This is a genomic window from Brachyspira pilosicoli (assembly GCF_019402445.1).
In the GTDB taxonomy this organism is placed as follows: Bacteria; Spirochaetota; Brachyspiria; order Brachyspirales; family Brachyspiraceae; genus Brachyspira; species Brachyspira pilosicoli_B.
Genome location: NZ_SRZM01000021.1, coordinates 1 through 19,553 on the forward strand (window position 1 = coordinate 1; position 19,553 = coordinate 19,553).

18 protein-coding genes and 1 pseudogene are annotated in these 19,553 nt (G+C 27.7%); 6 read left to right on the forward strand and 13 right to left on the reverse strand.

Going from position 1 to position 19,553, the window contains the following annotated elements:
• Both E6A48_RS00890 and E6A48_RS00895 read left to right on the forward strand, forming a co-directional pair.
• A pseudogene (locus E6A48_RS00890) lies at positions 1 to 201 on the forward strand (PstS family phosphate ABC transporter substrate-binding protein); the annotation flags it as partial.
• A 54-nt stretch (positions 202 to 255) separates the two neighbouring features.
• Positions 256 to 1,014 carry a sirohydrochlorin cobaltochelatase gene (locus E6A48_RS00895; protein WP_219708124.1) on the forward strand — a complete coding sequence of 253 codons (759 nt, stop codon included), beginning with the start codon at positions 256 to 258 and terminating at the stop codon, positions 1,012 to 1,014.
• A gap of 21 nt (positions 1,015 to 1,035) precedes the next feature.
• On the opposite strand, the gene asrC is transcribed toward E6A48_RS00895, so the two are convergent.
• The 4 genes from asrC to E6A48_RS00915 form a co-directional block, all read right to left on the reverse strand.
• A complete protein-coding gene (gene asrC / locus E6A48_RS00900; protein ID WP_219708125.1) occupies positions 1,036 to 2,004 on the reverse strand; it encodes a sulfite reductase subunit C in 969 nt (322 codons plus the stop codon).
• Positions 2,005 to 2,014: 10 nt separating this feature from the next.
• Positions 2,015 to 2,803, reverse strand: a complete 789-nt coding sequence (gene asrB, locus E6A48_RS00905; RefSeq protein WP_219708126.1) for an anaerobic sulfite reductase subunit AsrB — start codon at positions 2,801 to 2,803, stop codon at positions 2,015 to 2,017.
• Positions 2,800 to 3,807, reverse strand: a complete 1,008-nt coding sequence (asrA, locus tag E6A48_RS00910; protein WP_219708127.1) for an anaerobic sulfite reductase subunit AsrA — start codon at positions 3,805 to 3,807, stop codon at positions 2,800 to 2,802. The genes asrB and asrA overlap by 4 nt, the downstream gene beginning before the upstream one ends.
• A gap of 113 nt (positions 3,808 to 3,920) precedes the next feature.
• Positions 3,921 to 4,610 carry a Crp/Fnr family transcriptional regulator gene (locus E6A48_RS00915; protein ID WP_219708128.1) on the reverse strand — a complete coding sequence of 230 codons (690 nt, stop codon included), beginning with the start codon at positions 4,608 to 4,610 and terminating at the stop codon, positions 3,921 to 3,923.
• 114 nt (positions 4,611 to 4,724) lie between these two features.
• Between E6A48_RS00915 and hemC the strand changes: the two genes are divergently transcribed.
• Entirely contained in the window at positions 4,725 to 5,639 is a 915-nt protein-coding gene (gene hemC / locus E6A48_RS00920; protein WP_219708129.1) for a hydroxymethylbilane synthase, read from the forward strand.
• A 47-nt stretch (positions 5,640 to 5,686) separates the two neighbouring features.
• On the opposite strand, the gene E6A48_RS00925 is transcribed toward hemC, so the two are convergent.
• The 9 genes from E6A48_RS00925 to cobA all read right to left on the reverse strand — a co-directional run bounded on the left by E6A48_RS00925 (position 5,687) and on the right by cobA (position 15,741).
• Complete coding sequence (locus tag E6A48_RS00925) at positions 5,687 to 6,637, reverse strand: TDT family transporter (protein ID WP_219708130.1); 951 nt, start codon at positions 6,635 to 6,637, stop codon at positions 5,687 to 5,689.
• 20 nt (positions 6,638 to 6,657) lie between these two features.
• Positions 6,658 to 7,782, reverse strand: coding sequence for a molybdopterin-guanine dinucleotide biosynthesis protein B (gene mobB / locus E6A48_RS00930; protein ID WP_219708131.1), 1,125 nt, complete (start codon positions 7,780 to 7,782; stop codon positions 6,658 to 6,660).
• Positions 7,757 to 8,989, reverse strand: coding sequence for an NAD(P)/FAD-dependent oxidoreductase (locus tag E6A48_RS00935; RefSeq protein ID WP_219708132.1), 1,233 nt, complete (start codon positions 8,987 to 8,989; stop codon positions 7,757 to 7,759). Before E6A48_RS00935 ends, mobB begins: the two co-directional genes overlap by 26 nt.
• Position 8,990: 1 nt before the next feature.
• The gene (locus tag E6A48_RS00940) at positions 8,991 to 9,407 is read right to left on the reverse strand and encodes a 4Fe-4S dicluster domain-containing protein (RefSeq protein WP_219708140.1); all 417 of its coding nucleotides are present in this window, start codon (positions 9,405 to 9,407) and stop codon (positions 8,991 to 8,993) included.
• A 19-nt stretch (positions 9,408 to 9,426) separates the two neighbouring features.
• On the reverse strand, positions 9,427 to 11,511 hold the full coding sequence (locus E6A48_RS00945) for a molybdopterin oxidoreductase family protein (RefSeq protein ID WP_219708133.1): 2,085 nt from the start codon (positions 11,509 to 11,511) through the stop codon (positions 9,427 to 9,429).
• A gap of 30 nt (positions 11,512 to 11,541) precedes the next feature.
• The gene (locus tag E6A48_RS00950; protein WP_219708134.1) at positions 11,542 to 12,735 is read right to left on the reverse strand and encodes a molybdopterin molybdotransferase MoeA; all 1,194 of its coding nucleotides are present in this window, start codon (positions 12,733 to 12,735) and stop codon (positions 11,542 to 11,544) included.
• 83 nt (positions 12,736 to 12,818) lie between these two features.
• On the reverse strand, positions 12,819 to 13,280 hold the full coding sequence (locus tag E6A48_RS00955) for a precorrin-2 dehydrogenase/sirohydrochlorin ferrochelatase family protein (RefSeq protein WP_219708135.1): 462 nt from the start codon (positions 13,278 to 13,280) through the stop codon (positions 12,819 to 12,821).
• Positions 13,281 to 13,284: 4 nt separating this feature from the next.
• Positions 13,285 to 14,253 (reverse strand): porphobilinogen synthase, encoded by a 969-nt coding sequence (gene hemB, locus E6A48_RS00960; RefSeq protein WP_219708136.1) that lies wholly within the window; start codon positions 14,251 to 14,253, stop codon positions 13,285 to 13,287.
• 24 nt (positions 14,254 to 14,277) lie between these two features.
• Positions 14,278 to 15,741: a uroporphyrinogen-III C-methyltransferase gene (gene cobA / locus E6A48_RS00965; protein WP_219708137.1), complete on the reverse strand. Its 1,464-nt coding sequence runs from the start codon at positions 15,739 to 15,741 to the stop codon at positions 14,278 to 14,280.
• Positions 15,742 to 15,975: 234 nt separating this feature from the next.
• Here cobA and E6A48_RS00970 point away from each other — a divergent pair, with 234 nt between their 5' ends.
• From E6A48_RS00970 to E6A48_RS00980, 3 genes are all read left to right on the forward strand, one after another.
• Positions 15,976 to 17,565, forward strand: a complete 1,590-nt coding sequence (locus E6A48_RS00970) for a type I restriction-modification system subunit M (protein WP_219708138.1) — start codon at positions 15,976 to 15,978, stop codon at positions 17,563 to 17,565.
• A 9-nt stretch (positions 17,566 to 17,574) separates the two neighbouring features.
• Entirely contained in the window at positions 17,575 to 18,867 is a 1,293-nt protein-coding gene (locus tag E6A48_RS00975; RefSeq protein ID WP_219708139.1) for a restriction endonuclease subunit S, read from the forward strand.
• Between the two features lie 150 nt (positions 18,868 to 19,017).
• The coding region (locus tag E6A48_RS00980; protein ID WP_258018503.1) for a type I restriction endonuclease at positions 19,018 to 19,553 on the forward strand (536 nt) is incomplete at its 3' end.

The following is a 19,553-nucleotide window of genomic DNA, read 5'->3' on the forward strand; positions in this document are numbered from 1 at the left end:
TTATTAGAAACTATAGATAATATAAAACCAAATAAAGAAAATATACAAAACGGCTATTATACTCTATCAACTACATTTTATGCTGTAACAACTAAAAAAGCTATGGACAATAATCCCAATGTAAAAAAATTAATAGATTTTATACTTTCTAAAGAGGGGCAGTATTTAGTTGAAGAAAGCGGATATACTTCTATTAATTGAAATTTATCTATGAATTTATTATAATATTTTTATAATTATTATGGAGTAAGGTTTATGTCAGATAAAAGTATAATATTATTATTTCATGGTGCCAATAATTATAAAGAAACAGATAAAATGTATTCTAATATAATAAAGAGATTCGAAAGTGAGTTTAAAGATTTTTATATAACAGATGCTTATAGTTCAAGTGCTATAAGAAAAATGATGAAAGAAGCTTCTGATTTTCCAGCAGTTAAAGATAGATTAAATGAGCTAAAAAATAAGAATATAAAAGAAGTATATATTGCTCCTATAGTTTTATTACAAAATAAAGATTATATGCGTATATTCCACACTACAGTACCTTTTAAAGAGTATTATTCTATATTAAAATACGGAGAATCATTATTATCTATTCCAAGCGATTATGATAATATGGTTTCTATAATAAAAGAGAAATTTAATGATTATAATAATTATACATATTTATTTGTAGGACATGGAGGAAAACATCATTCTAATTCTGCCTATGGAATGCTTGCTTATAAATTAAGTCTTCAAAATGAGTCGTATTTATCTATAACTTTCTCTGAAGGTATAAGCCTAGATGAAATAAAAGATAAGCTTTTAAAGTTAAATAAAAAAGTATTAATAATTCCAATATTAATATCAAAATCATTTCATTATAAGAATGATATATTAGATGGTATATTTAATGCTATAAAAGAGTTAGGTATTGAAGTTCAAGTATTCGATAAAACTTTGGGCGAATGGGACTCTTTTATAAATTTATGCATAAATAAAACCAAAAAGCTTATAAATGAAAATTAAAAGATATAATATTCGTTTTGTTTAAACATAATGTATACCTTTCCAGTAAATAGGAGTATAAACTTCAGCTATATCAGGCAACTGTACATCTTTCAAAGCCCACTTTTTAAACTCTTCAAATCCTGTTCTATCAACTATATATCCTATATGTTCTTTTCCGCCCGGAGCAGTTAAATCTATATATTGTTTTACATATTCATAAGTATTTAATATGATTTTTACTATGCTATCCTCATCAGCCCATTTTATAAAGTCCTCACCAAGTCTAGGATTTTTCTTACCGGTTCTTCCCATTATTGTAAGTCTATAATATTTTTTCTCGCTTCTAGTCCAAGCTCTCATAGGGCATTGAATAACACATTCACCGCAGCCTATGCATCCTTTATGATTTCTCTCTATCTTATAATTAACCATATTAAGAACATCAGCAGATTTTCTTTTGCATGATTTTATGCAAGCCTTACAGCTTATGCATCTGTCTTTTTCGTATTGAGGGTGAGTCATTCCAATAATACCGAAGTCATGCATTCTCACTTTAGCACAATCATTAGGACATCCTGTTAAAGCTACTTTAAAATGTAAGTCATTGGGAAATATTTCTTTTTCTATTCTTTGAGCAAATGCTGTAGTATCATAGCATGCAAAAGGGCAAACCCTATTTCCAATGCATGCAGATATATTTCTTGTCCCAGATGAAGTATAACCTTTTCCTTTTTCATCTTGATTAATATTAAGTCCTTCTATTATAGGCTGTAAAAGTTCATTAACTTTTGGCATATCTTCCATTTTTATATCAGGAATTTCTAAACCCTGACGAACTGTCATATGAATTGTGCCATTACCATAATTGTTTGCTATATGTTTTATAATATCCAAATATTTAACATTTAAATGTCCACCTGGAACTCTTATCCTAGAAGCAGTTAATCCTCTTTTTTTAGTAATACGAAATGCATTTTTTTTAAGTTTTTTTACATTTATATCTAACATAATAATACTCCTAGTCTACTAAAGTTTTACCTTTAACATAATTAAATACAGGGCCATCTAAACAAATATAAACATCATCTATTTTGCAATGCCCGCATTTTCCTATACCACAACACATCTTTCTCTCATAAGATACCCAAATATTCTCTTCTTTAAGTCCAATTTTTTCTAATTCCATTATAGAAAATTTCATCATAGCAGGAGGTCCAACTACTATTGCTATAGTATTATCAGTGATTTTTAATTCTGGTATATATTTTGTTACAAGCCCTATATTTTTATTATAACCTTCAGGAGCTGCATCAACTGTTAATATAAGGTTCATATTTTTTTCCCATCTTTCAATATCTTCTCTAAATAAAATATCATCAGGGCTTTTGAACCCTATAATAGTGGTCATATCTTTTCTTTCATTCTTATTAGCACTAAAATAATCTATTACACCTCTTACAGGAGAAACTCCAGTACCTCCTGCAATTATTATAATATCTTTGTCTTTATATAAATTAACATCAAATCCATTTCCATAAGGTCCTCTCATAAAAAGCTTGTTTCCAATGTACTTTTCAAATATTTCATTAGTAACTTTTCCTACCTTTCTTATGGTTAAATCGATGCTTCCTTTTTCTATGCCGCTTATTGATATAGGTGCTTCTCCAAACTTTGGAATTGATACTTCAAAAAATTGTCCTGGTTTTGATTCTCCATTATATGACATCTTAAAAGTATATTCAATTTCTGTATGCTTTTTGATATCTAAAATCTCTGATAAAAAAGGTACATATTCATTGTTACTCATTTAGATACCTCCTTCATAGCATCTTCCAATTTATTAATGCAGTTAGAGTATGATATATATTCAGGACAAGCATCATCGCATCTTCCACATCCCACACACATAGTATATCCATTTCTTTTTTTATAATCAAAAACTTTATGCATAACCTTAAAACGCATACGCTCTCCATTTTTCTTTCTGTAAGCTCCTCCTCCAGCAACATCAGTATATTCATCTACCATACAGGAAGCATGAACTCTTCTCCTCTCTCCAACTTTTCCATTATCAGTATAAAAAATGTCTTGCATAGTAAAGCAAGTACAAGTAGGGCATACAAAATTGCACCTTCCACAATTAATGCATCTTGCATCATATTCGTCCCACATCTTTGATTTATAAACGTCTAAACTTAAATTTTTAGCTACTTTTACTTTAATATCATTCTCTCTTACATAATCTATTTCTACATTTAATTCTTCGTACTGCTTAAATAAATTTTTAAACTCATCATTCTTGCAATCTATTTCAAAATAATTATCTCTAATGTTTAGAGCAAAATCATATTCATCGCATTTATTGCTATTCATACTCACACAAAAACAATTATCAAAAGATTTTGAACAGCCTATAAGAACAAATTTTATATTATCTCTCAAACGCTTATAATAATAATCTTCAAAACCATTTTTTAGATATATTTGATCTAATCTTTTTATAGCATGCAAATCACAGCTTCTTAAAAATATTAATGCTGGTTTTTCTCTTTCAATATTAGCCTCTTTTACTTCATCTTCTGTAAAATAAAATAATGTTTGAGTGATTGGTAAAATAGATTCTTTAAATGAATAATTAGATTTTTTATTAAATTCTATATCATCAATATTTGAAATATAATCATATCTTACTATATCCGTATCAGAAAATGTTCCTGTACCTTTAAAATTTTTAGGAGCATAAATCAAATAGTACTTTTTTAGATTGTCAATCAGATTTTGAAAATCAGATTTATCTAATTTATATCCCATGCTACAAACCTCCTTTTAATTATGTATTTATTATAGACATTATTAAAAATAAGTATGTGATATATATCACACTGCAATATTAAAATTTTATTAAGAAGTTCTTTTAAAATAAACTATATATCATAAAAGTAATTTCTTAATTTTTCTATATCTTTTATAAATATAAAATTGTCTTTGAATTCTATAAAACCTAATTCTGATAATTTTTTTATTTGTCTTGAAACAGTTTCTCTTCTTGAACCTATCATCTCTGATATATATGTTATAGTTAATGGTACATTTATTTTTACTATGTTTTCACAGTATATGCCATTATCTTTTACTAATTTTAATAATTTTGAAGCTAATTTTTTTTCACATTCTAGATTATTTGTAGTGTTTTGAAGCTGTCTATATAATCTTCTTATGTTTAAAGACATTAAATCTAGCATAGCTTTAGATAATGCACAATCTTTTTCCATAGCATTTATAAAAATATTTGATGGTATGAGCATAACAACAGAATATTCTAAAACTTCGCAGTTTATAGAAACTTTTATATCTTGTATACTATGTTCATTTAATATTTGTCCTTCTCCAAATATAAAAATTATTTTCTTATCTCCAAAATTATTTAGCTTATATAAAGCTGCTTTGCCTAACACTATTATATATATATTATCAACTTTGTCTTTATCCATAAATACATGTTCTTTTTCTTTATATACTTTTAGATTGGAGAATTTTTTTATATATTCTATAGTTTGAGAATTAATATTTTGGAATATTTTTATTTTATTGAATGCTTCATCTAATGTAATCATAATTTCTTATTAAACAATATAATTATATAAAAAAAAGTCAATAAGTATTGATAAAAAAATAATAACTTGCTAAAATGAACAAAATTGTTTTTATAAGATGGAATTATATTTTTTATGATGAGAAAAAAGATTATTGTAGGAAGCAGAAACAGCAAATTAGCATTGGTTCAAACAAATATAGTAATAGAAAAATTAAAAAAAATAGATGAATTAAACAAAATAGATATAGAAATAAAAGAGATAACAACAAGCGGTGATAGGCATTTAATAGAAAACCCAAACAGTACAGAAAAATCTCTAAAGGGTGCTTTTACAAAAGAAATAGAAGAGGCTTTATTAGATAAAAAAATTGACTTTGCTGTACATTCTATGAAGGATATGCCTATAATTAATACAAAGGGATTGGTATATGCTTCTGTGCCGGAAAGAGATGATGCAAGAGATGTATTAATTTCAAAGAATAATATTAAATTCAATGATTTGAAAAAAGGTTCTATAATAGGAACTACATCTTTAAGGCGTTCAAGTTCTGTTATGATGCTTAGAGATGATTTAATTATAAAACCTATACGCGGAAATATTAATACAAGATTAAAAAAGCTTGAAACAGAAGATTATGATGCTTTAATATTGGCTGCTGCTGCTATGAAGAGATTAAATCTTGAGGGTATGATAACTGAATATTTTTCTATAGATGATATACTTCCGGCACCGGGGCAGGGGGCATTATGTGTGCAGTGCCGAGAAAATGATTATGAGATGATAGAAGTGTTGAAATTGATAGAAGATAAAAATGCAAGAAGATTAGTTGATATTGAAAGAGAGTTTGCATGTCTTTTTGACAGCGGATGTAATTCCCCGGTGGGTGGCTATGCAGAAGTTACTTACGATAATAATATTATACTTCATGGAAATTTCTTTTATAACAATAAAAACTATAGAGATAAGATTTCTATTAATGAATTAAAAGATAAAAATAATTTAGCTTTAGAACTTTATAAGAGAATAAGTAAAAAAATGAATAAGTAAAAAATAGGTTATCTATAAATAATATATAAATAACCTATTTTTTCTATTTATTCTTTATTAGGGGTTAAATACATTTTTACAAAATTAAAAAATACTAAACACATAAAAGTAGATGATATTAGCAATTGAAAACCTGTAACATTTGTTGCCAAAACTCCTAAAGTTTTATAAGTTTCAATAGAAGTGAAAAATGCTCCTGCTCTGTATCCTGCTAAAGTACCTATAGCCATAGGGAATGTTAAAGCTCCAAATAATGGAGTAAATCCATTTTCAAAAAACTTAAATATATTGCATAATATATATATAAATGTTAATAAAACACAAATATATAATATTAGTGCTACAATAGGATTAAAATACATTTTTAAGCTTTCTACATTATTGAAGTTTAAATAACTTACAAGACATAAAGAACAAGGAGCTAACAATACTGTTTTTGTTTGAACAAAGTTAGCAGGTATAGGTTTGGTGATTATTCTTGGTATTAAAAATATTAATATAAGAACATAAACGCCTATTCCATAAAAAGTTATTCCCATAGCAAGTTTAGGAGGAAGCATATTTATTCCAGCAACTGTAGAAACTAAAAGTCCGTTATAAGTAACAAAATATGAAGGAAGTAAAAAATCTACTTTAAAATTCATAATTATATGGTATATAGTGTAGCATAATATCATAGCCATATGCACAAATACACCTGTTAAAAATATAGCTTTTCCTAAAGCAGTGTTATACCCAGCAATATAAGTACCAAATAGCATAGTGTTCATCGTTATTGTGGTATACATAGCTGCCAAAACTCCGCTTTTATATTCTTCTTGTACTTTAGGAAAAAAGAATATAACTTTCAATATGCCTAATATAGCTGCAAATCCAGCTAAACACATGCATAAATGTCTTACCCAACTGAAACCTAATAGATTGTAAACATTTGATAATGTGGCTAATCCTACGCAGGTTCCAACAAAACCAATAGGTAATCCTTTTAATTTAGTCATACTTAAAACTCCTTTTATTGTTAAATTATTATAAGATTTTGTGTTATAAAATCTATTATTGAAGAAATATTATTAATATCAAAAACAGGAACTTCGCTTTTATAATTAATATCATTTGTAACTAATGCTTTTAAAGAAGAGATTTCACATAAAGGTTTATCAGTTACATCTGTTCTAAACACTTCAATTTTTGGTATATTATCAAGATGTTTAAAACCCTCTAATATAATTATGTCATACTCATTTAAGCTTTTTATAAACTTTATTAAATCATCTTTTTCATCTTCACTTTTTATATAGTCTTTTACAAGCATATATTTTAATGGGGAATATATTAAAGTAGCAGAAGCTCCATTATTTTTAAAATCATAAGTATCTTTTCCATCTGTATCAAAAGAATGGTCATGAGATGTATGTTTTATTACAGCAACACTTTTACCCATATTAACAAACTCTTTTATTAATTTGCATATTAGAGTTGTTTTTCCAGAGTTTCTTTTGCCACAAATTGCAAAGTATTGAGGTATAGTTTTTTGAAATAATAAATAATCATCTGAAGTATTTATATTGTGTAATTTAAAAATTGTATATTTTAAATCTATATATTTAACTTTAATTTTTTCTATTAATTTTTTTATTCTATACTCTTTATTTTGTATATTTTCATTTACAGCATTAATTATATTTTTTGAATATATACCGCATAAAAAATAAGCCTTGTTATTATAAACAGGTATAAAAGCATCATGATATTCATCTACCATACTTTGCATATAGTAAAGAAAATCTTTACTAATATTAGGAGTATCACAGCTTAAAAATTGTATATAATTAGAATTAATATTAACAAATGCACTATGAATGCCGCCTAAAGCACCTATATTTTTATTAATATCTTCTATTGTATATATTTTTTTATTATATTTTTCTTTATAATCAGAAATCAAAGAATTATATTTATCAAAATTATTCACAGATAAATATAATTCTTGATTACTGCATTCTGAAATAATATGTTCTAAAAACGTGCTGTTGTTATCATACTTAAGCAGAGCTTTATCTTTAAAATCAAATCTTTTGCTATTTCCACCACATAAAACAACAGCAGCTATATTTTCATTAAAAAGCAAATTTAAAGTTTTCATCTATATTAAAAAAGTCTGAATAATCTATATTAAATAATGGTTTTTTTACTTTACTTACATCAATATTTTCTTTTATTAATTGAGTAAGTATTCCAGCATAACGCAAATCACCCTGAAGCAAAGCACCATATATTTTACCGTTTTTATGAACTATCTTTCTGTAATTTCCTTTTTTATCATCAAATATCTCTACAGAATACGAATCATCAGGAGGTATAACATTTCCTATAGACATTGAAGGAATATTAAAGAAATTCATTGTAGACTTAAAATTAAATAGAGTATCTATATCAATATTATTTCCTGTCATATTATTAGCAGCTATTATTGCCTGTTTAACAGCAGCAGACCATATAGCAGTAGTTGCAGTAATATCTCCAGCAGCATATATATCATCAATATTAGTTTTACCAAATTTATCTATAACAACTCCTCCCATTTTATTTAACTCTATTTTGCTATCTTTTAAATAATCAGTATTAGGAGTAACTCCCATAGCAACAACTATAAAATCAGCATCAATCTTTCTGCCATCTTCAAGCTCAACAAATTTAGGATTTTTATTACTGTCAATATCTATTCTTTTTACTTTAACACTATAATATTGAGAAACATTATTTTCTTTTAATTTATCCTGATAAACATTAGCAGAATACTCATCTAATTGCTTGCTTATAATGAAAGGAGCTATATCAATAACAGAAAGCTTTTCTAATTTATAAGGCAAAATCCCGCTTACAACATCAACACCAATAAGTCCAGCACCAATAACTACAGCATTTTTATATTTTTTAGCTAGTTCCATTATTTTTTTACAATCATCAAGAGTTCTAACTCCCACAACATTATTAGCCTCTCTTAAATTTTCAATAGGAGGTATAGCACTTGAGCCTCCTGTAGCTAAAAGAAGTTTATCATAGCTCTCTTCATTTCCATTTGAAAGCTTTACAGTTTTTTTATCTGTGTCTATGGATATAGCTTTAGTATTGCTAATCCATTTTACATTATACTTATTAAAAAAATCTTCAGGCATAAAATTAAGAGATTCTTCAGTTCTCTTTCCGCTTATATAATAATGAAGCATGCATCTTGAATATATTTTATCATCTATAGATACTAAAGTAATATCAGCATCTTTATCCAACATTCTAAGTTCACGAGCCCCATTTAATCCTGAAGCAGAAGCACCTAATACAAGATATTTCATATTATTTTACCTCCTCTAAAGTAATAGCTTTCATAGGACATTTTTTTACGCATTGAGAACCTTCTTCATAATGCTCACACATATCACATTTTAATATTTGTTTTTTTGTTAAGCTATCTTCTTTTAATACTCCATAAGGACAAGCCATTATGCACATATAACAGCTTGCACACTGTTCTTTATCATAAGTTACATATCCTGTTTTTGGGTCTTTTTTCATAGCACCAGACATGCAGGTATATACGCATTCTGGTAAATCGCAGTTTCTGCAGAATATAGGGGAGTTTTTATAATTACTGCTTATAACAACTCTGTTTCTTGGCTCTTCTCCGTCATGGGCAACTATACATGCACTTACGCAAGTTAAGCAGCCTATGCATTTATTTCTATCTATTGCTATTCTTTTTATAGGTTTCATATTTACTCCTTTTTTATTTTTATATAGCCTTTTTTATATTAACAGGTGTTGATTTATATGAAGGCTCTTTTGAATAAGTATCATATACACTAGGGGTTAGGGCATTAGTTTCTATATAGTGTATAGGAGCATATAATTGATTATCAGAAAGAGAATCTGTGATAAAAGCAATAAATTTTCTTGTCTGACCATTTATAGATTCTACTTCAACGGCATCAAAATTATTGATTCCTTTATTTTTTGCCATAGCTTCACTTATATAAATATAAGCATTCTTCACAGATACATCATTAACAACATCTAATTCTCTTGTCCTTGTTTGAGTATGCCATTGACCAACTGTACCTCTTCCTGTATTTAATATATAAGGATATTTTTCGCTGCATTGAACAGGGTTTTCTATAGGCATTTCAAACATAAACTTAGCTTTTTTGTTTGGAGTATAATATTGATTGTTTTCAAAAAGTCTTCTTTCATTATCAGTTAGAGGAGTACTTCCTTCTGGATAAGGCCATTGTATGCCAGGTGAATCATTTAAAGCATCATAATCAACACCTGTAATATCACAAGGCATACCCTTACTGCATTTTTTCATTAATTCAAAAGCATCTCTAGGAGTTTCCCAGCCTTTTAATAAATCGCCCATTCCTAAAGCTTCACCCATCTTATAAAACACTTCATAGTCTGTTAATTTGCCGTTTTTTTCTGTAAGCACAGGGCGTAATTTTGATAATCTTCTTTCTGTATTAATTATAACGCCTTCTTTATAAAGTCCTGAAGTAACAGGGAAATAAACATCGCAAAGCTTAGAGCTGTCTGTATCATCATAAATATCTTGTACTATAAATAATTCTAAATTTTCAATAGCCTTTTTAAATGTTTCGTTATTAGTCCAAGAATGTCTAGGATTAGTACAGCAAATCCAAAGAGCTTTTATTTCACCGGCAATAGCCTTTTCTATAATTGCATTATATGTAATAGTAGGTGCATTTGGAAGCCATTTTTCTTCTATGCCTAATGCTTTTGATACAGCTTCTCTTCTTTTAGGGTTATCGAAATCTCCGCCTCCGTATAATCCTGCAGTATTACTGAAGGCTCTTGAGCCCATAGCGTTGCATTGTCCTGTTATAGAATTAGCACCTGTTCCTGGTCTTCCTATATTTCCTGTCATAAGTGCCAAGTTAATTATTGACTGAGCAGTGCGTACTGCTTGATAACCTTGATTAACTCCCATAGTCCACCAGAATGATACATTTTTTCCTTCATGTATCATAGTAGCTATTTCCATAACTTGTTCTTCTGATAAACCTGTATTTTCTTTTGCTTTGCTTAATGGGAAGTTTTTTACATGTTCTTTGTAAGCGTCAAAGTTTTCTGTGTAATTTTCTATATATTCTTTATTAATCCAATCTTTTTCAATTAAAACATTAGCTAAAGTATAGAATAAATAAATATCTGTTTTACTTTTTAATCCATACCAATAATCTGCTTCTTTAGCAGTTTCTGATTTTCTAGGGTCTATTACTATAACTTTTTTATTAGGAATCTTATTTAATCTTATTCTGTCCCATATAATAGGGTGTGCCACTATAGGGTTAGCACCAATTAAAAATATAGTGTCTGATAATTCAAAGTCATTTAAAGTGTATGGAGGAGCATCAAAACCAAAACTCTGTTTATGAGCAACAACAGAAGTAGCCATGCATAATCTGGTATTTCCGTCTAAATTTCCACCCAAAAAATTTCTAACAACATGTCCAAATATAGCCATACCCTCTGTTTCTAATTGACCTGTACTTATTCCAGCTATAGCCTGAGGTCCGTATTTTTCTTTTATTTCTTTTAATTTGGAAGCAGTATAATTAAAAGCCTCTTCCCAAGAAACATGCTTAACATTACCCTGCTTATCTTTAATTCTTGGCTTAGAGTCAGGGCTATTCATAAGACCTTGTTTATTTAAATTAAGTCCTTTAATACAAGAGAACCCTTTATTAACAGGATAGTTTTTAGATGGTATAACCTTTGTGATTGTTTTACCATCTGATGTAACATCAAAATTGCATGCTAATGAGCAGTAATTACATGTTGTTTGCATAGTATTCATATCTTTTTATACTCCTTCATTTTATTATTTTTATATAAACTTTATACTAACGTTCTCTAAAGCTTTAATTTCATTAACCCCAACATCTATTTTTACAAGTGCTTTTATATTTGAAGGCAAATAGAAAGAGCCTTTATAATCAATTAGTTTAACAAGTGTTGCATCTTCATTAAAAACAAACTCAGCAGGCAAATATTCTTCAGTATCGCTTTTTTTTCTTTTGTATTCTTCAAGTAGAGGAAGTTTAAAAAATTGATTATTATATTTACATTCCATAGAATTATATATATAAGGCTTAACAAAGTTTTCAAAAGAAACTAATACAGCAAAAGGATTACCTGGAAGTCCAAATACTGCTTTATTATCTTTTTTGCCAAAATAGAATGGTTTTCCAGGTTTTATTTTTACGCCATGACAAAGTTCTTTTATATTAAGTGCATTAAAAACTTCTTTTGTAAAGTCCATATCTCCAAATGATATACCGCCGCTAACTATTATAATATCATTTTCATCTAATGCTTTATATACAATATCATAAAGACTATCATAATCATCTTTTACTATTCCATAGAATTGACATTCTATATTCATTGTTTTTAATTTATTTTTTATTAAAAAGCTGTTTGAATCGTATATTTTTCCTTCTTCAAGTTCTTTTGTAATATCTGTAAGTTCATTCCCTGTACTTATAAAAGCAATTTTAGGGTTTTTTACTACCTCAATTTCTGAGTATCCATTAGATGCTAATTTGGATATATCTTCAGCTTCTAATATTTTTTTATCTAATAATAAATCACCTTTTTTATATCCGTTGCCTTTATATATTATGTTATCAGACTTTTCAGCTTCTTTTATATAAACATATTTTTTTTCATTTTCATCAATAATTTCTGTGGCTTCAAACTTAGATATTTTATTTATATTTTTTGGAACAGCCGCACCTGTCATTATTTTTATGCAGCAATTTTCAGGAATGTTTATGTTTTTGCTTGAATCTCCTGCTATTATACTTTCTTTAAGCAGTAAAAATTTTTTATTGCCATTATTAAAATATCCGTAGCCGTCCATTGCAGATTTATTAAAAGGAGGGTCATCTATTTTGTAATAAAGTTCTTTTTTAAGTACTCGTTTATATGCATCTTTTATATTTATAACTTCACTTTGTAAAGATATACTATTATTAAATATAATATTATAAACTTCATTTACTAATAATTTATGCATACAATATACCTATATAACCCTTTATTATAGAATACCATGTATACTTATAAATGCCGTGATTTAAATCACAAATTATAATAAATTTATTGTATGTTTTTATCTAAATATTTTTTGATTTTCTCTTTTAATTCTAAAGCTTTTTTGGGATTACCATCTGCTGATATTGCTATAGAATATTCTTCGTTTTCTATGCTTGTGCAAAAACGTATATTCATATTTTCTTTGGAAGAAACATTATTAACTAATATATTTTCTTTAATGCATAAATTAGATATTTCATTATTTATTTTCTCATCATCAGTAGCTGCAATAACTAAAAAATATTTTTTTAATGTTTCTCTATCTATTTCAAATTTATTATGTATGATTTTTATTTTTTTATTATCTGCCAATTTTTTTATATCATCTAATGTTTTATCAGAAATAACAGTAATATCTTTACATTCATATTTTATAAGCTTGTTAATTTTTCTTAATGCAATATTCCCTCCGCCTATGATGAGGCATTGTTTATTTTTTATATCTAGAAAAACAGGAAAAAACATTTTATTATAGCTCTTTTAAATATTTGCTTAAATCCTTTGCATGATAAGTTATGATTATATCAGCACCCGCTCTTTTTAATGCATACATATTTTCTAAAACGGCTCTTTTCTCATCTATAAATCCAAGCTTTGATGCTGCCTTAATCATAGAATATTCTCCGCTTACATTATAGGCTGCTATTGGAATATTAAAATTATTTGATACATCTTTTATAACATCCAAATAAGACAAAGCAGGTTTTATTATAAAAATATCTGCCCCTTCTTCTATATCATTTTCTATCTTTCTTATATATTCTTTGCTGTTTCTAAAATCCATTTGATAACTTTTTCTATCTCCAAAACTAGGGGCAGAATCAGCAGCCATTCTAAAAGGTGAATAATAACAAGAAGCATATTTTACACTATAAGACATTATAGGAGTATTATAATATCCATTTTTATCTAAAATATTTCTAATAGCATAAACATGACCGTCCATACAATCTGAAGGTGCTACTATATCGCTTCCAGCTTGAACATGTGATAATGCTATTTTTGATATATATTCAAGTGTAGAATCATTATCAACATTATTTCCGCATAATATTCCGCAATGTCCATGTGAAGTATATTCGCACATACATACATCAGTTACAACTAAAAGATTAGGAAAATTTAATTTTATATATTTTACAGCATTTTGTATTATTCCATTTTCATCAAAAGAAGAGCTTCCTATTTCATCTTTGTTTTTAGGTATTCCAAATAATAATACACCTCTTATACCTAAATTAACTATATCTTCTAATTCTTCTTTTAATTTATCTATAGAAAGTCTAAACTGATTAGGCATAGCTTCTATTTCTTTTTTTATATTGTTTCCTTCTTCTATAAATATTGGATATAAAAAATCATTCATAGTTAAATTTACATCAGATATTAAATCTCTTATAATAGCATTATTTCTTGTTCTTCTGGTTCTTTTAAACATATTTCTTTATTAATCTCCTAACGATTATTTATCCTCTAATAAAGATTTAATTACACCTTCACTATAAAATTCTTCAGCTTCTAAATATACACTTAAATTATTATCTTTTATTTTTTTACTTGTTACAGGTCCTATAGATACTATTTTTTTATTTTTAATTAAAGATATATTATAGTTAATTGATTCCAAAAATGATTCAACTGTAGATGGACTAAAAAATATTATATAATCTGTCTTATTAATATTTTCTATCATTATTTTCTCTTCATACTTTATTTTTTTAGTATTATATAATTCTAATTTTGTGAAATTTCTATTATATTTACTGCTTATTTCATCTGAATTTATAGGAGATATATTTGATGTGATTATTAATATATTATCATTTTCATTTGTGTGAGCTACAGATTCTTTTATTAATTCATTAACTAAAAATTTATTAGGATAAAAATCTGCTTTAATCTTATATTTTTCTAAAGCATTTAAAGTTGCTTTTCCTACAACACCTATTTTTATATTATTTAATATTCTTAAATCATCTATTTTTTCAATAAATGCATTAGCCCCATTTGATGAACATAATAATATAGCTTTGTATTTATTTAAGTTAATAAGCTCTTTATTATTATTGTATTCTATATCAATCATAGGTAGCAGATAACATTGTGCTCCTAAACTTATTAATCTATTGTATAAAATATTGCCTCTTTTTTTATCTCTTGTTATTAAAACAGATTTTCCACTTAAAGGCATTTTGTCATACCAAGAAAATTTATTTTGAAATTGAACTACATCTCCAACTATAATAGTAGCGGGAGATTTTATGTTTTTTTCTTTTGATAAACTTACAATATTTTCTAAAGTGCCTACTATTACTCTTTGATTTGGACGGCATGCATTTTCTACTATTGAAGCTTGGGAAGATTTTGATTTGCCATTTTCTAAAAGTCCATTAACTATCTTTTCAAGATTTGCTATTCCCATTAAAAAGACTAAAGTTCCCTCTAATTTTGATATTATAGTAAAATCTAAATGATTATATTCACTCATAGCATGAGCTGTAAATACGTGAAAACTTCTTGATATATTTCTATAAGTTAAAGGAATGCCAGCATATTCACATGAGGCTATTGATGAACTTATGCCGGGCACTATTTCAAATTTAATATTATTGTCATATAAAAAATCTAATTCTTCTCCGCCTCTTCCAAATACTAAAGGGTCTCCTCCTTTTAATCTTACAACTATTTTATTTTCTAAAGCGTATTTAAGAATTGTTTTGTGTATAATATTTTGAAGTTCAGGATTTCCATGCTCTTTTCCTAAATAAACTAGTTCTGCTTTTTCATTGCAAAATTGAAGTATGCTGTTATCAACAAGCCTATCATATATTACACAATCACATATACCTAAAACTTCTTTTGCTTTTAATGTTAAAAGCTCATAAGAACCGCATCCCCCTCCAACAATATATACTTTGCTGGGCATATTTTATAACCTCTATTTAATTATTAAAATCTCAAAAAATATTATAATAAAAATATTATTTTGTCAAACAGATGATATTTTTATAGTTTCAAAAGAGAGTGGATTATTTAATTAAAGAAAGCAGATATACATCTATAAAATAATTAATTTTCTAATGTGCTAATTTTTAGCAATATTGAAAAAATCATTAAATAATTTTATAATTATGTAAATCTATAAATTTGGAGCAGAGCAATGGCAGACAATAAAAGCATAATAGAGCGTGATGAACTTCATAGCAAAATATGGAAAATAGCTGATGATTTGAGGGGAAGCGTTGACGGTTGGGATTTTAAGCAGTATGTGCTTGGAATGCTTTTCTATAGGTATATTTCTGAGCACCTTGCAAACTATTTAAATCAAAATGAATGGAATGCAGGTTATAAAGATTTTAATTATGCAAATTTAAAAGATGAAGAAGTTGAACATGTAAAAAAAGAAACTATAAAAGAACAAGGCTTTTTTATATATCCGAGCGAACTCTTTGAAAATATAAGAAAAGAAGCCAATAATCAAGATACTAAAAAAGACAGTAAAGAAAAACATAATCTAAATGAAAAGCTTCAGAAAATATTTAAAGATATAGAAAACTCTGCTAAAGGAACTAAAAGCGAAACAAAAATTGCAGGGCTCTTTGATGATATAGATGTAAACAGTAATAAATTAGGACCTACTGTAATTAAAAGAAATGAGAGATTAAGAAAACTTATAAACGGCATTGCTGATATAGAGCTTGGAGATTTTAAAGACCATTCAATTGATGCATTCGGTGATGCTTATGAGTATTTAATGGGTATGTATGCATCAAGTGCAGGCAAAAGCGGAGGAGAGTTTTTTACACCTCAAGAGGTTTCGGAGCTTCTTACAAGAATTACAATTACAGGAAAGAGTGAAATTAAAAGAGTATATGACCCTGCATGCGGAAGCGGTTCTTTGCTTTTAAAGTTCAAAAGAATATTAAAAGATGAAGAAAAGAAAATACATTATTTTGGTCAGGAAATAAATATTACTACCTACAACCTATGCAGAATAAATATGTTTTTGCATGATATAGGTTTTGAAAAGTTTGATATAGCACACGGAGATACTTTGACAGAACCTAAACATCTAAGCGATGAACCTTTTGATGCAATAGTTTCTAATCCGCCATACTCTATAAAATGGGAGGGGGAAGATAATACTCTTTTAATAAATGACCCCCGCTATTCTCCTGCAGGAATATTAGCACCAAAATCAAAAGCCGACTTTGCATTTATTCTTCATTCTCTCTCTTGGCTCGATACTGCAGCACTTGCAGCAATAGTATGTTTTCCTGGTATAATGTACAGAGGAGGAGCAGAGCAGAAAATAAGAAAATATTTGATAGACAATAACTATATAGAATGCATAATACAGCTTCCAGACAATTTATTTTACGGCACATCAATAGCTACTTGTATAATGGTGTTATCGAAATCAAAAATAGATGGTAAGACTTTATTTATAGATGCAAGCGAAGATTATGAAAAGGCAACGAACAATAATAAATTAAGCGATAAGAATATAGAAGATATTTTGTCTTATTTTAAGGCGAGGGAGAGTAAAGCCCATAAATGCTATTTAGCAACAAAGGAAGAGATAGAGGCACAGGATTATAATTTGTCAGTATCCACTTATGTAGAGCAGAAAGACACAAGGGAGCAAGTAGATATAAAAGTGTTAAATAAAGATTTGGAGGCAATAGTTTTAGAAGAGAGCAATCTTCGTAAGGCAATAGATAAGATAATTAAGGAAATAGAGGCCTAAAAAAGTATTATGAGCACCCTAAAAGAGCTTTTAAAGAAACACTGCCCCGACGGCGTGGAATATGTACCTTTATGGTCTGTAACAATATGGGATAAAAAATTTAATTCAGTTGATAGAAAGAAACAACCTGAAGTAATAAATTATCCTTATCTATTAGCCAGTGATTTATTTGCTATGGAACAAGATAGTGGAGATGTATTTTTATTATCTACAGGAGAAAAAACAGGCTGGACAACTGAAAAAATAGCAGGTAATAATTTATGTAATGGTGAAGTAGTAACTATACCTTGGGGTAAATCTAGGGCAGTTATAGATTGTATAAAATATTATAAAGGAAAATTTGTTACAGCTGATAATCGTATAATGACATCAAACGATAAAAAGAAACTCGATAATAAATTTTTATATTATATTATAATTTCGAAAGGAAAACTTATAGATACATTTTATAGAGGTTCAGGAATTAAGCACCCTGATATGTCAAAAGTTCTTGATATAATAATACCGCTCCCGCCAATAGAAGTACAAAAAGAGATAGTTCGTATATTAGACGAGTTTACAGAGAAGACAATAAAATTACAGGAGCTTTTGCATAGAGAAACCATTTTAAGAAAAAAGCAGTATGAGTATTATAGGGACAAGCTGTTGACTTTTACCGAAGGTACACAGTCGTGCGGCGACGAGGTTGAATGGAAAATTCTCAATGAAGTTATAATTTCATTAAATACAGGATTAAATCCCCGTCAATTTTTTAGACTTAATACAGACGATGCAAAAAATTATTATGTTACGATTAGAGAATTACAAAATAATACAATAAAGTTTAGTGAAAAAACAGACAAAATAAATGATGAAGCATTAAATTTATGTAATAGACGTTCTAATTTAGAAGTAGGAGATGTTTTATTTTCAGGCACTGGCACCATTGGTGAAACTGCAATAATAGATAAATTTCCTAATAATTGGAATATTAAAGAGGGTATATATTCAATAAAGCCTAATAAAAGTTTTTTAGTACCAAAATTTTTAATGTATTTATTAAAATCGTCTTATATAAGAGATATGTATTTAGCAAAAGCAGATGGCGGAACAGTAAAAAGCGTGCCGATGAAAGAGATGAGAAATTTAAAAATTCCAGTACCGCCATTAAAAGAGCAGGAACGTATCGTTAAAATACTTGACCAATTCGACACGTTATGCAATGACATCACTAAGGGGCTGCCTGCTGAGATTGAGCTTCGTAAAAAGCAATATGAATACTACAGAGATAAATTACTTACTTTTAAGGAGAAGAAGAAATAATTGTGTATTAAAAAGCAATACCCCCGCACGCCTAAGAGATTATAATTAAAGAAAAGCATTACCGTGCGGTAAGCCCATACGGCGAGTATTGGTACAGCTCGTACGCGGGAAAAAGAACATATTATTAAAAAAAATTAAATAGGAGTTTATATGCAAAACAAAGAGAAAATGGATATCATCAAAATGTCTGAGGAAAGTACCGTTGTCGCTAAATATACTCCAATACAAAGAAATAGAACTAAATATCAATCTGAAGCAGAACTCGAAGAAGAATTTATTAAACAGCTCACCGAACAGGGATACGAATACGTAAATATAAAAAATGAAAATGATTTAATTAAAAACCTTAGAACTCAATTAGAAAAATTAAATGATTATAATTTTACAGATAATGAATGGAATAATCTTTTTAATTCTATTATAGTAAATGGTAATGAAAAGACTGTTGATAAAACTTATAAAATGCATGAAGAGCGTATATTTTCATTAGACTTGGATAATGGAGAGCCTAAGAATATTTTTATAATAGATGCTGATAATATATATCATAATCATCTGCAGGTTATTAATCAATACACAGAAACGCACTCAGAAAGAAAAGCGAGATATGATGTTACTATTCTAATAAACGGTTTCCCTATGGTTCATATTGAATTAAAAAGAAGGGGCGTTAATATAAGAGAGGC